Here is a 13,067-nt window from a genome sequence, read left to right as displayed (position 1 = left end):
CCATATCAATAAACGGATAAAAAAAAGAAGAACCCACACATACACAGGGTTCTCTTGCAGTAGGACTTCCTCATCGGGAAGATCTCCTGATTATAAATAATAAAATGAAATCGTATTATAGCAATTTCTTTAATTGGGAGACGCGTCCTTGGCTAATACCAAGCTTTTCCGCAATCTGCTGCTGAGCCAAACCAGGATTCTGTTCAACAATTTCTTTCATCTGTTGCAGCATGCGTGCCGTCTTGGGCCGCAGGTCAGGATACTCAGTGCTGGCAGCTACAGTTCCCTCATCCCATGTGGGGGACAAGACTTTGGCGGAATCGGAAGCAGGACGCTCCACGGCTGCAGGAGCCTGTTTGTTCTGAGGAACGAACCATTCGGGAGTGTCATCCGGGTGTTTTAATTGAACAGCACACGTCCGGCAGATGAATTGCTCTTTGAAATACATTTCCGTATCCATATCACCGCAAAACACACACAACGTTGATTTGTACTTTCTCAAAATCAACTCTTTCCCTTCAATGAAAAACTCAAGCGGATCGCCGATATGGATTTCCATCGTATCCCGCATTTCCTTGGGAAGGACAATTCGTCCAAGGCGGTCCAGAGATCTCTTCATTCCGGTTCTTTTCATCGCATCTCCCCCGCAATATTCGCTTATAAAACATGTCCTTATTGTAAGGAAGAAAGGGCTTTAATACAACAATAATATTTCAAATAATAGGGACAATTCTATCTATTATGGGAAAATAAGTTTAGAAAGAATAGGAGCCACCGCCAAAGTGAACAATGCAGCGAGTACCATGGAGATACTGGAGATGGTTCCTGTCAGGGAACTTAGCTCGAACGCTTTGGAAGTCCCTGTGCCGTGGGCACCTGTTCCGAGCAGGGTTCCGCGGGCAATCTCTCCATCAATGCGGAGCATTTTAACGATAGAAGGACCCATAATTGCACCAAGCAAACCGGTCATGATGACAAAAACCGCAGTAACAGCGGGGATACCCCCAATAGTAGCCGAGACATTCATGGCAATCGGAGTTGTAATGGAACGCGGAATCAGGCTGTGAATCAGCCCGGAGTCCAGCTGAAGCCACTTGGCGAGCAGGGCAGACGAGAGTACGGCAACTACCGATCCAGTCATGACACTGAAGACAATCTCGGATATATGCTTTTTGAGCACATGGAAAAAGGTATACAGCGGTACAGCAAAGGCTACCGTAGCCGGCTGCAGCAGAAGACTAAGCCATTTCCCGCCGCTGCTGTAATCTGCATAATCCGTTCCGGTCGCAAGCAGCACCCCAACGACAAGCAGGGGCGTGATCAGCAGTGGGGACAGATAAACCTTGGGCAATTGGCGATACATGCGTTTGGCAATCAAGTAAATACCGACAGTTAACAACAAGCAGAGAAATCCAATCATCCGGTGTGACGCTCCTTTCGTTTGGCGATTCGTGTGGCAACCAGCCCGGTGCAGACCATAACCAGAAATGTACTCAGCAGGACGATGAACAGAATCTGTAGTCCGTCATGTTCAAGCATGGGCATGTAGTTCATGATGCCAACGGCTGAAGGGATGAAGAAAAGCAGCAGTTCTCCGAGCAGCCATGCGGCTCCGACTTCAATCCAGCGCAGCTTCACGACCCGAGTCTGTAGCAAAATAAACAGTACAACCATGCCGAGTATCGAACCCGGTATAGGCAAATGGAGAGCACGGGCCAACTGGTCCATGAGCAGTGAAAAGACCATGAGGAGAGCAACCTGCAATATCCCAAGTCCCCATTTCTTCACTTCAATTCCTCCTTATATCATCAACGTGATTGATTTATTTTTTTATGAAAATGAATGGAAACACACTTTCTTGTTACAAATTTTACATCGCATTCTTTCATGAGTAAAATGCATATTAAGAATGTTTTCTATTCCATTTATCTATGAGAGGCTGGAATCAACGATGGATATCCGCCATTTGCAATATTTTCTGGAGGTCGCCAGGCAGCAGAGCTTTACCAAGGCAGCCGAGGTGTTATATATCACCCAGCCAACCATCAGCAAAACCGTGAAAAGTCTGGAGGATGAGCTGGGGGTTACGCTGCTGGATCGGTACGGCAAGAGAGTCGAATTGACCGATGCAGGGCATGTTTTCTTCCGGCAGGCACTGGAAATTGAAAAATCGTTTCGCAGCTTGTCCTCCGAACTCGACGATCTGATGAATCTGAAGAAAGGACATCTGCGCATCGGATTGCCACCCATGGTGGGCTCGAGCTTTTTCCCCATGATCATTGGTGAATTTCATAAGGCCTATCCACAAGTGAGCATTCAACTGTTTGAGGATGGTGCCAAAAAGGTAGAGGCCGATGTCATCAGTGGTGCACTGGATATTGGTGTGGCTGTGCTGCCGACGGTGGATGAGCTGCTCGATCATTTTGTGTTCGTGGAAGAAAAGCTGAATCTGCTTGTTCACCCTTCGCATCCGCTGGCGGGCAAAGAATCGGTTGCCCTGCGTGAACTGGAGCATGATGCCTTTGTGCTGTTCAGGGAGGATTTTGCCCTGCATGATCGGATCATTGCTGCCTGTCAGCATGTAGGATTCCAGCCGAGGGTGGTCTATGAGAGCTCCCAGTGGGATTTGCTCAGTGCAATGGTTGCGGCCAATCTGGGGGTGGCATTACTTCCCGAGACCATCTGCCGTGAAGTGGATCATATGCGTGTACGCATTATGCCGGTTGTGGAACCCGTGATCCCCTGGCAGCTCGGCATGATCTGGCGTAAGGACCGATATCTGTCTTTTGCCACAAGGGAATGGATCGGTTTCACCAAGGCGATGTTGAGCGAAGAAAGGAAATAGAAATTACTTCATTTCGTTGTTACAATGAGAGCAGAATAATGATGGAGGTGGAGAAACATGAAATTGCGGGTATCCGCGGTACAGTACCGATTGCAAACCATCAGCTCCTTTGAGCAGTTTGCTGCTCAAGCCGAGCATTATATACGGACAGCCGACGAATTCGGAACTGAATTTGTGCTGTTCCCTGAATTTTTTACAACTCAGCTCATGTCCATTGGTGACGGTAAGGGCAACGCGCTGACCATTGAGGACTTGCCCGATTTTACAGAGCAGTATGAACAGCTGTTCACATCCCTGGCAGCGAAGTACAACATGCATCTGATCGGGGGAACCCATGTCATCCGGCGTGAAGGGAAATTGTATAATACCGCCCACATGTTCTATCCGGATGGCCGTATTGCACGCCAGGCCAAGATCCATATTACACCGACCGAAGTACAGGAATGGAATATGGCACCGGGGGATGGCCTTGAAGTATTCGACACGGATAAAGGCAGAATTGCAATGCTGACCTGTTACGATATTGAGTTCCCGGAAATTGTGCGTATGGCAAAAGCCAAAGGAGCTGACGTCATCTTCTGTCCTTCCTGCACGGATGACCGGCACGGATTCTACCGGGTGCGCTATACAAGTCATGCGCGCGCAGTGGAGAATCAGGTTTATGTTGTACTGACCGGAACAGTAGGCAATCTGCCGACAGTGGACTTCATGCGTGCCAACTACGGACAGGCTGCCATCATTACGCCGAATGATGTCCCGTTCCCGCCGCGCGGCATTCTGGCCGAAGGTGAGATTAACGATGATATGATCGTAACAGCAGATCTGGATCTGGATTTGCTCTACGAAGTACGTGAGCGCGGATCTGTAACGACCTGGCGTGACCGCCGCACCGATCTATATACAGACTGGGCGTAGTCCGAGGCTTGAAATACCCGTATTGTCTGTTGGGAGGAGGAGATTATCAGCATGTATCAAAAAGAGATGTTGATTACCGGTCCGGATAAGCACGGTAAGCCCGTAAAAGCTATCGTTCGTGCGTATCAGGAGGCTGACTTCGATGAACTGATTCGCATCCAGGCCGAGAGCTTTCCTCCGCCTTATCCGGAAGAGCTGCTCTGGAACCATGAGCAGCTTGCCAGTCACGTAGCCAACTACCCGGATGGGGCCATCTGCATTGAGGTAGATGGTGAGCTGGCGGGATCGATGACCTCGCTGCGCATGCAATGGGACCCTTCACATCCGGCAAGCCACACGTGGGCTGAAGTGACCGATGATGGGTATATTCGCAATCATCAGCCGGATGGCAACACGCTCTACATCGTTGATCTGTGTGTACGTCCGAAATTTCGCAAGTGGGGACTGGCACAGCTCATGATGCAGGCCATGTATCACCTGGTCATTGCACAGGGGCTCGACCGGCTGCTCGGTGCCGGGAGAATGCCCGGGTACCATCTGGTGGCTGATGAAATGACGGCTGAATCGTATCTGGAGCAGGTGGTATCCGGCGAGAAACGTGATCCGGTGATCTCATTCCTGCTGCGCTGCGGACGTATGCCAGTGGGTGTGGCGACGGATTATCTGGATGATGAGGAGTCCTGCAACTATGCAGCCCTTATGGAATGGCGCAATCCGTTCAAGACATAATGCACATTTAACATTGGAGGTAGATGAATCCATGGAATTTACACGAATTACTTCAATAAATGATCCTTTGTTTGCCCAAATGCACAAGCTGATGCAGGAAATTTTCCCGCCTGAGGAAGTGCTGGACTTCCCGCTGTGGCAGGAACCACTGGAAGACCCCGGCATTCGTGTATTTGTGGCTGTGCATGAAGGAAACGTTGTGGGAGCGACTGAATACCGCTACTACGAAGACTGGAATGTGGCCATGACGGATTTTACGATCATCGGCCGCGAAGGTTTGAGCATCGGAAGTTTCCTTGCCAACCATCGGAAGCGTGACCTGCAGCAGCTTGCCGCGGCAAACGGCAAGGAACTGTTCGGCATGTTCGCCGAGATCTATAACCCGTATCTTAGCCAGGATCATGAATTTGGCGGCATTAAGCCCATGGATCCTTATTTACGCCGCGAAGTGCTGTCCCATCTGGGATATCAACGACTGGATTTTCCATACGTTCATCCTTCCTGGCAAGGGGACGGAGAAGCGGTGGGTGGACTTGACCTCTGCTTCATGCCGGGCAATGAGGAGCAAGGGGAGCTGCCAGCCAGCCTAGTGGCCGATTTCCTGAATCGCTATTATGCTGTCCTGCCGAATAAACCGCAGGAATGGCTTGCCATGGTGGATCAGCTGAAAGCTCGCACTTCGGTGCCGCTGCTGCCTTTGTAATTACGAATGGAATATACAGCATGACACAGCCTGCGAACGGCTGGAAATGCATAAAGCCCATGAAGCAGGATTCCATTCCTGTTTCATGGGCTCTTTTAATAGATTGAATGATTGCTTCGGAGGCTACTTTTTTGTATTCCGGTCAGGCAATTGAATCAAATAACTGTTGGACAAATGCATAAGATCCAAAGCACGCTCATACTCGTCCTTGGTAATGTACCCTGAGGAGGACACGTTGTCGTCATCCGTTGTGGCCGTTGCCGGAACAGCTGCCTCTTCGGATGACTCCTTATTCGGTTCCGAATGGTTCTCCACCTGACTGGTATCCTGCCTTCCGGCATTAGCTAGCGAGTAATGGGTTCCGTCACCATAACCGGTCTCCGGAATGAATAATGAGGCATCATTAAGCACAGAACCGGTAGGCAGATAATAGCGTTCCGGCAGCAGATTGCCTGACTCCCGCAGCAGATCCTGCCCGAAGTGCAGTTGATCCTGGAGAGATGCGCCTGTGAGTCCGGCTATCGTTGGCAGAATGTCCACCTGTCCACCGATCTGATCCAGCTGCTCTGCAGGCGTGACCCCTGGAGCCGTCATGATGAGCGGAATATTAATCATGTCCGCAGATGTATACTCCCGGCCATAGATTTCTTTCATTAACTCTTTGTCGTCCTTGTCCAGCGAATAGATGGGCAGGCCAAGGTGGTCTCCGTATACCACCAGCAGGCTGTTTTCCCATAGTCCGCGTTGTTTCAAACCATCGATGAATTGTCCCACCGCCTGATCGGCATAATGCTGGGATACCAGATAATCGCCAGGCAGGGTGTCCGCGTACCGCTCCGGCAGCGTCAGGCTAACCTTTCTCTCTGGCAAATGGTACGGGTGATGCGCAGACATGGAGATGATCTGTGCATAGAAGGGCGAGCCTTCTGCCTGCATTTCTTCCAATTTATCGAGCGTTTTGGAATACAGCACCTCATCCGATGCCGAGAAAGCAATGGAGTCCGCTGTGCCAAAATAATCGATATCATAATATTGGTCAAAACCAAGCGCCTGGTAGAGCTGATCCCGATTCCAGAAACGAACATCGTTTGAATGGAAAGTAGCCGTCTGATACCCGTTTGACGACAATAATTTGGGGAGACTTGGCAGGGCTTTATCGGCATAGACCGTCGATGCCGCTCCGTTTGGCGGTGTATAGAATGATGTGTTTACAACAAACTCGGCATCCGATGTATTCCCCTGACCTACCTGCTGATAGAAGTTCGGGAAATACAGGCTTTCCTGTGCAAGCTGGTTGAGATGTGGTGTGACTTCCTGGCCATCCACCTTCAGACCAATCAGGAAATTCTGGAATGATTCCAGCTGGAGGATTATCACATTCCGGCCTTTAGCTGCCCCGGAATCCACGATAGACTCCAGCGCTGTCGTTTGTTTGATCTGATCAATGCGATCCTGATCAATCTCATTCATCGGAACGGGTTTTTCAGGCCGATCCGCCAGAATGGTATAAGCCTCGTAACCGAGAATTCCCATTTGTTCCGCTTGGGTAATTTCGCTCATGCTTGCCCGGTTCGGGTATATGTTCAGCATGCAGATTACCAGGGAAATCATCAGAATAACGGAGGCGACTCTGCGTGTGCTTCTGCGGTCCAGAGGTATCTTTCCCGGACGTTCGGTAACGCCGAGCTTGATCCGGCGCCGGATCAAGATTCCGCCAATAATCAGAATATCGGCAAAAATAAACAAGTAATACGGGTCCAGCAGGGAGAACATGCTGCTCTTCACCGACGTCACCTGATTCACCTGCGCGAGCGCATGATAATTGACGATGACCCCATAATATTTGTAATACATGATGGCAGCGAAAAAAATGCCTGACAGCACCAGGTTCAGTGCAAGATAGGCCCACATCCGTCTTTTGGCGGCGAACCACTCAATCAGACAAAAGCAGATCCAGATCAACGGCAGCTCCGTAAGCAATGGCTTCCAGACGGGGATATCATCGAAAATGACCATCCAGGCCAGGGAGCTTTTGATAATCATAATCACGGTAAACAATATAAACGGTCCGCTTAGAAACCGGGTGAGTGAACTGCGTGACAACATAACCGCCTTCCCTTCCGAAGTTTCATTTAACAAGTATTATGATACCTCATGGTATGTCGTGTCAAAAGTATGGAATAGAAAAAGCCCCTCCCATTCGGGAAGAGGCCTTTGTGATCTGCTGCTTAAGTAAAACTCGATGGGCGCTTGAGTCTATCAGGTTCCCATTATTCTATTGTATATGTCGTGACATAAGAGGCTCTTGGAAACATGGCTGGTTTCTGGGCGGTCAGCCCTTCACTTGTACTGCGGTTGCGGTGGGCATGATTATAGGCCTGAGACTGCTGCCAGCTTTTGAAGTGATCCTCTGACTCCCACAGGGTAAGTACAACATACGTATCATCTTTCAGGGGACGAAGCACCCGGATACCGACAAAACCTGGCTCGTCCTCCACTTTGCGTGCACGGTTTTTGAACCGATCCTCGAAGTCACCGCGGCCGTCTTCCGTCACCGGGATATTATTCAAAACCGCAAAGCTGCCGCCTGTCCAGGAGCCTGCGGCATCAAATGCCTCATATGCGGCTACGCTATCATCCGACTCAATATGAAGCAGACGTTCAGACGTTTCGATGGCAAGACGAACCTGCTCTTCGCTCCGCAAGGTCAGATGCGGATATGCAGCGAGCACGTCCGGAATCGGGGAAGGAACCAAATAAATATACATGGAAGCTGCCTCCTTAAATGTACGTTCCTCTTCAACATAGCATATGGGGAGGGACGAGTCCAATCTGCAGAATGGCTGGTTTGGCCAGGTCTTTTCATGATAAAGTAAAAGGACTAAAACAGAACGGGTGATCGTATGACAAATACCATTCGAATATCAGTCAGGCCTTTGGTTGAATATGTATATCGCAGCGGCAGTATTCGTCCCGGATTCCGTTCCAATGCATCCATGCAGGAAGGAACCCGAATTCATCAGCGGGTGCAGAAGGATTATAGGGAAGATGATCTGAAAGAAGTTGTGCTTGAAGCTGAAATCCGGCATGGAGACCTGGTCTATGTAGTTGAAGGGCGATGTGATGGTCTGATTCGTCTGGAGGGTCAGCTCACTGTGGATGAGATCAAATCAACAGCCGGCAACCTGGATGATCTGGGCGACGGACTTCCGGTCCACTGGGCGCAGGCCATCATGTATGCATATATGTATGCCGTTCAGCATGATGAGCCAAGAATGCAGGTACAGCTTACCTATGTGCAGACTGTGAATAGTCAGGAGAGAAGATATCGGCGCATGCTCGAACGTGAGGAGCTTGAGCAATTTGCTGCTGAGGTCATTGCCGGATATGCTCCTTATGCCGAGATGATTGCTGCATATGAAGAGAAGCGCGATGTCACGGTTAAAGAACTGCCGTTTCCCTTTCGCAAATATCGGGAAGGGCAGCGCAAGCTGGCAGGCGCAGTATATCAGACTATCCGTGAAGGCAAGGGACTGATGGCCAAGGCACCAACCGGAATTGGGAAAACAATGTCCGTCTTATTTCCCGCAGTGAAGGCCATTGGTGAAGGCGAAGCCAGTCGATTGTTCTACCTGACGGCAAGAACGACGACTCGTGTTGCGGCAGAAGAGGCTTTTGCCAGAATGCAGGCGGAAGGACTGAATATGCATGTGATCAGCCTGACTGCCAAGGACAAGATCTGCTTCAAGGATGAGGAAGCTTGTGATACCGGACAGTGCGGCATGTGCGAAGGGTATTATGATCGCATTAATGGGGCAGTGCTGGATATGCTGGAGCATGAAACATTGATGACACGCCCAGTCATTGAACAGTACGCGCGCAAGCACCGGGTGTGTCCGTTCGAATTTTCACTGGATGCGGCATATGCGGCCGATGCAGTCATCTGTGACTATAACTACATTTTCGACCCGCGTATTTCCCTCAAACGCATGCTGGAGGAGCAGAAACGCAAGACGGTGCTGCTGGTCGATGAGGCGCATAATCTGGTCGATCGCGGCCGCATGATGTTCTCCGCTGAGCTGGAGAAGGCTGTTTTTCTGGATGTCAAAAGGGAGTTTAAGACGCTGGGCAGCAGTGTCGCTGCTGCGAAGGCCATTACAGACCATGCGGGAGCCATCGATAAGTACCTGATCACCCTGCGCAAAAACGGAGGAGAAGAGGGTAAGCTGCTGCAGCAGGAGGCTCCGGAGGAACTGATTGAATTGCTGGAGCCCTTTGTCATGGTTGCGGAGCAGAATCTTGTGGAAGGTGGTTCGGGAAATGCCGAGACGGATCAACTGCTGCTGGATGCCTACTTCACAGCCCAGAACTTCCTGCGTATCGCCAAGCTGTATGATGAACGATTCGTCACGTATGCCGAATGTGTGCGAAGCGAAGTGAGAGTGAAGCTGTTCTGTCTTGATCCATCCGTGCTGCTCCGTCAGACAGCGAAAGGGTTCCGTTCCATCATTCATTTCTCGGCAACCTTGTCACCACTGGGTTATTACCGGGACATGCTGGGTGCAGAGGAAGAGGACTACACGCTGCGTATCCCTTCACCCTTTCAGCGGGAGCAATTGGATGTAAGACTGCTTCCCTTGTCCATTCGCTACAAGGATCGGCAGCGTTCCAGGCAGCCGATTGCGAGCATGCTGCATCAGCTCGTATCCGAGTGGCCGCGGAGCAACCTGCTTGTCTTTTTCCCGTCGTATCCGTATATGCGTGAAGTCTACGAGACCTACATGCAGCTTCCTGGTGAGGCCGATACGGTCATGCAGGAACAGGGCATGAATGAGCTGGAAAGGGAGGCATTCCTGAATGCATTCCAGCCGCATCCGGAACGAACCAGGCTCGTATTCGCCGTGATGGGCGGCGTATTTTCAGAAGGGGTGGATCTGCCGGGAGATCGTCTCAATGGGGTCGTTGTGGTCGGTGCAGGGCTTCCCCAGATTGGACTCGAAAACAACGTGCTTCGTGACTATTTTGACCGCTCAGGACGCAATGGCTTCAATTATGCTTATGTTTTTCCGGGGATGAACAAGGTGCTGCAGGCAGGCGGCAGGCTGATTCGGACGGAAGAGGATACGGGCGTACTCGTATTGGTGGATGATCGGTTCACCCAGGAGCCGTATCGTTCCCTTCTGCCCGAGGAGTGGCTGGACTACAAGCGCATCTCCCCTTCAACCGGAAACTTCTCTGCGGGTGATTGAAGCATAGGCCAAAAAGGGTATTACTTGGATAGCAAACGAACGAACAAGGGCGAATACATATCCGTTCCAACGTCCGCTTCGAAAGCAATCAAGGAGGTCGGTTTTTGATGAAAAGAAATCATACGATGATGCAGTTTTTTGAATGGCATTTGGCTGCAGACGGTAAGCATTGGAAACGACTGGCCCAAATGGCTCCGGAGCTGAAAGCCAAAGGCATTGATTCGGTATGGGTGCCCCCTGTGACCAAAGCCATTACCCCGGAGGATACCGGATATGGTGTCTATGATCTGTACGATCTCGGGGAGTTCGACCAGAAGGGCAGTGTGCGGACGAAGTACGGTACCAAACAGGAATTGGTGGATGCCATTGCCGAGTGTCAGAAAAACGGTGTTGCCGTCTATGTCGACCTGGTGATGAACCACAAGGCTGGTGCCGACGAGAAGGAATTTTTTAAAGTTATTGAAGTGGACCCTAACGACCGGACGAAGGAGATATCCAAACCGTTTGAGATCGAAGGCTGGACCAAATTTACGTTTCCGGGTCGTGGCGACCAGTACTCCTCTTTCAAGTGGACCTCCGAGCACTTTAACGGTACGGACTTTGATGCCAAGACAGAGCGCAGCGGCATATTCCGTATTGCAGGAGAGAATAAGAACTGGAGTGAAAATGTCGATGACGAGTTCGGCAACTATGATTATCTGATGTTCGCCAATATCGACTACAATCACCCGGAGGTCCGCAAGGAGATGCTGCAATGGGGAAAATGGCTGATCGATACGCTGCAATGCAGTGGTTTCCGCCTGGATGCGATCAAGCATATCAACCATGAATTCATCAAGGAATTTGCAGCAGAGATGATTCGCAAGCGGGGGCAGGACTTCTACATCGTAGGAGAGTTCTGGAATTCCAATCTGGATGCCTGCCGTCAATTCCTGGATACGGTGGATTATCAGATCGACCTGTTCGATGTGTCCCTTCACTACAAGCTGCATGAGGCATCCCTGGCAGGCAGAGACTTCGACCTTTCCAAAATTTTCGATGATACGCTCGTTCAGACACACCCAACGCATGCCGTAACGTTTGTCGATAATCATGATTCCCAGCCGCATGAAGCACTGGAATCGTGGATTGGCGACTGGTTTAAACCCAGCGCGTATGCATTGACCCTGCTGCGTCGTGATGGGTATCCGGTTGTCTTTTACGGCGATTATTACGGTATTGGCGGTCCTGAGCCGGTGGAGGGCAAAAAGGAGATTCTGGATATCCTGCTGTCTGCCCGTTATAACAAAGCTTATGGCGAGCAGGAGGATTATTTCGATCATCCCAATACCATTGGATGGGTACGCCGCGGCATGGAAGAAATCGAGGGCTCCGGTTGCGCGGTGGTGGTCTCCAACGGGGATGATGGCGAGAAACGAATGTTTGTCGGCGAACATCGTGCCGGTGAAGTATGGATCGATCTGACGCACAGCTGCGAGGATAGCATCACCATTGAGAAGGACGGTTGGGCTACGTTCCATGTGTGTGGCGGAGGTTTATCCGTATGGGCTTTGCCTGATGAAGAGAGTACAACTGCGTAAGCTTGAGGATAAATATAGACAACGAAACCACCTGAAATGGCGATGGAATGCCTGCAGGTGGTTTTTTGCTGGGTCCAGCTTTTATGATTGTGTTAATGAAGGCAGCCTCTATCCGGCCCCATTTGGGAACGTGGACGAAGGCTACCTCGTCTTCTAGTAAAACGATGCTACAGCTCCTGAAGCTACTCGGAGCATCCCATACATATCTTATTTCTCATCCAGCTCAAACGATTCCAGTGTGCCGACCATGCGCAGGTCATGCTCGCGGTTGAACCGTTCCCGGGTACTCGCATCTGCATATTCGTCATGATAATGCATTAAGACGGTCTTTTGCCTTACTTCCGCAGGCAGTTGTTCAAGGTCCTTCAGCGAGGTATGAGATTTGATTACCAAATCATGCATATGGCATTCATGGAAGATCAGCTGCACATCTGCGGCAGCCTGTTCAACCCGTTCCTGATCCAGTGTACTATCTGCACTGTAGTAGAAGTAGGGCTTCGCAGCAATACCATTGCTGATCATGCCCGGAACGTGCTGTGTACGGAATGTCTCAAACGTCACGCCGCCCAGCTCGAATGTGCCTCCATCCGGCAGTGGAACGATATCATAATAATCGCTCATTGTACGCTCGCCATCAGTGGTGTAGCGCATGCCTGGAGATAAGATGCTCCATAGCGGCTCGACCAGCTGTTCGTGGATAAACAGGCGCGGTTTGCGGTCACCCACAATTTGCGAATAGTATCCGAGCATCTGTACACCGTTAATGTGGTCTTCATGCAAATGTGTGATAAATACATTATGGATATCAGTCATGGGGAACCCAACCTCTTTGAGCGCTTTGGCATTCGATTCCGGAAAATCAATGACCAGATGCGTGCCTCCAAATTCGGCGAGCATGCTATTGTGATGCTGCTCTACGCTGAACATGTCCCCTGTGCCCAGAAATGTAATCTTCAACGATTTCAACTCCTTGTATGATCTTCAGATCAGCATATCGTTCATTAAAACCAGTATATCTTGTTCGGGGGCATATGCCTAAATCAACC

The 13,067-nt window shown here is 50.4% G+C and carries 12 protein-coding genes; 6 read left to right on the top strand and 6 right to left on the bottom strand.

The window, feature by feature from the left end:
* Positions 1-115: 115 nt before the first annotated feature.
* From GUA98_RS15450 to GUA98_RS15440, 3 genes are all read right to left on the bottom strand, one after another.
* Positions 116-634, bottom strand: coding sequence for an AbrB/MazE/SpoVT family DNA-binding domain-containing protein (locus GUA98_RS15450; RefSeq protein ID WP_193723640.1), 519 nt, complete (start codon positions 632-634; stop codon positions 116-118).
* 105 nt (positions 635-739) lie between these two features.
* Complete coding sequence (locus GUA98_RS15445; protein WP_095290944.1) at positions 740-1,420, bottom strand: CidB/LrgB family autolysis modulator; 681 nt, start codon at positions 1,418-1,420, stop codon at positions 740-742.
* The gene (locus tag GUA98_RS15440) at positions 1,417-1,788 is read right to left on the bottom strand and encodes a CidA/LrgA family protein (RefSeq protein ID WP_153980303.1); all 372 of its coding nucleotides are present in this window, start codon (positions 1,786-1,788) and stop codon (positions 1,417-1,419) included. The genes GUA98_RS15445 and GUA98_RS15440 overlap by 4 nt, the downstream gene beginning before the upstream one ends.
* Before the next feature lie 163 nt (positions 1,789-1,951).
* On the opposite strand from GUA98_RS15440, the gene cidR reads away from it, so the two are divergent.
* Genes cidR through GUA98_RS15420 form a run of 4 tightly spaced genes read left to right on the top strand, consistent with a single transcriptional unit; the run spans position 1,952 to position 5,192 of the window.
* Positions 1,952-2,845 (top strand): cidABC operon transcriptional activator CidR, encoded by an 894-nt coding sequence (cidR, locus tag GUA98_RS15435; RefSeq protein ID WP_127537384.1) that lies wholly within the window; start codon positions 1,952-1,954, stop codon positions 2,843-2,845.
* 57 nt (positions 2,846-2,902) lie between these two features.
* Positions 2,903-3,760: a carbon-nitrogen hydrolase family protein gene (locus tag GUA98_RS15430; protein WP_153980302.1), complete on the top strand. Its 858-nt coding sequence runs from the start codon at positions 2,903-2,905 to the stop codon at positions 3,758-3,760.
* Between the two features lie 51 nt (positions 3,761-3,811).
* Complete coding sequence (locus GUA98_RS15425) at positions 3,812-4,489, top strand: GNAT family N-acetyltransferase (protein WP_193723639.1); 678 nt, start codon at positions 3,812-3,814, stop codon at positions 4,487-4,489.
* A gap of 31 nt (positions 4,490-4,520) precedes the next feature.
* The gene (locus GUA98_RS15420) at positions 4,521-5,192 is read left to right on the top strand and encodes a GNAT family N-acetyltransferase (RefSeq protein WP_193723638.1); all 672 of its coding nucleotides are present in this window, start codon (positions 4,521-4,523) and stop codon (positions 5,190-5,192) included.
* 123 nt (positions 5,193-5,315) lie between these two features.
* Here the strand turns inward: GUA98_RS15420 and GUA98_RS15415 are convergent, their stop codons facing one another.
* Both GUA98_RS15415 and GUA98_RS30165 read right to left on the bottom strand, forming a co-directional pair.
* Positions 5,316-7,331, bottom strand: a complete 2,016-nt coding sequence (locus tag GUA98_RS15415; protein ID WP_227779676.1) for an LTA synthase family protein — start codon at positions 7,329-7,331, stop codon at positions 5,316-5,318.
* Positions 7,332-7,462: 131 nt separating this feature from the next.
* Positions 7,463-7,960, bottom strand: coding sequence for an antibiotic biosynthesis monooxygenase family protein (locus GUA98_RS30165; RefSeq protein WP_127537380.1), 498 nt, complete (start codon positions 7,958-7,960; stop codon positions 7,463-7,465).
* 135 nt (positions 7,961-8,095) lie between these two features.
* Between GUA98_RS30165 and GUA98_RS15405 the strand changes: the two genes are divergently transcribed.
* Both GUA98_RS15405 and GUA98_RS15400 read left to right on the top strand, forming a co-directional pair.
* Positions 8,096-10,441 (top strand): helicase C-terminal domain-containing protein, encoded by a 2,346-nt coding sequence (locus tag GUA98_RS15405; RefSeq protein ID WP_193723637.1) that lies wholly within the window; start codon positions 8,096-8,098, stop codon positions 10,439-10,441.
* 107 nt (positions 10,442-10,548) lie between these two features.
* A complete protein-coding gene (locus GUA98_RS15400; RefSeq protein WP_193723636.1) occupies positions 10,549-12,021 on the top strand; it encodes an alpha-amylase in 1,473 nt (490 codons plus the stop codon).
* A 207-nt stretch (positions 12,022-12,228) separates the two neighbouring features.
* On the opposite strand, the gene GUA98_RS15395 is transcribed toward GUA98_RS15400, so the two are convergent.
* Positions 12,229-12,978 carry an MBL fold metallo-hydrolase gene (locus tag GUA98_RS15395; RefSeq protein ID WP_193723635.1) on the bottom strand — a complete coding sequence of 250 codons (750 nt, stop codon included), beginning with the start codon at positions 12,976-12,978 and terminating at the stop codon, positions 12,229-12,231.
* Between the last annotated feature and the right edge of the window lie 89 nt (positions 12,979-13,067).

Source organism: Paenibacillus sp. P13VS, from assembly GCF_015143645.1.
Taxonomy (GTDB): domain Bacteria; phylum Bacillota; class Bacilli; order Paenibacillales; family Paenibacillaceae; genus Paenibacillus; species Paenibacillus xylanilyticus_A.
The sequence above is the reverse complement of the archived record's forward strand: the minus strand, read 5'-3'. Positions and strand labels throughout refer to the sequence as shown.

Coding starts and splice junctions, on each gene's coding strand:
- GUA98_RS15420 (WP_193723638.1), top strand. CDS start 4,521: ATGGAATTTACACGAATTACTTCAATAAATGATCCTTTGTTTGCCCAA.
- GUA98_RS15400 (WP_193723636.1), top strand. CDS start 10,549: ATGAAAAGAAATCATACGATGATGCAGTTTTTTGAATGGCATTTGGCT.
- GUA98_RS15430 (WP_153980302.1), top strand. CDS start 2,903: ATGAAATTGCGGGTATCCGCGGTACAGTACCGATTGCAAACCATCAGC.
- GUA98_RS30165 (WP_127537380.1), bottom strand. CDS start 7,960: ATGTATATTTATTTGGTTCCTTCCCCGATTCCGGACGTGCTCGCTGCA.
- GUA98_RS15405 (WP_193723637.1), top strand. CDS start 8,096: ATGACAAATACCATTCGAATATCAGTCAGGCCTTTGGTTGAATATGTA.
- cidR (WP_127537384.1), top strand. CDS start 1,952: ATGGATATCCGCCATTTGCAATATTTTCTGGAGGTCGCCAGGCAGCAG.
- GUA98_RS15425 (WP_193723639.1), top strand. CDS start 3,812: ATGTATCAAAAAGAGATGTTGATTACCGGTCCGGATAAGCACGGTAAG.
- GUA98_RS15445 (WP_095290944.1), bottom strand. CDS start 1,420: ATGATTGGATTTCTCTGCTTGTTGTTAACTGTCGGTATTTACTTGATT.
- GUA98_RS15450 (WP_193723640.1), bottom strand. CDS start 634: ATGAAAAGAACCGGAATGAAGAGATCTCTGGACCGCCTTGGACGAATT.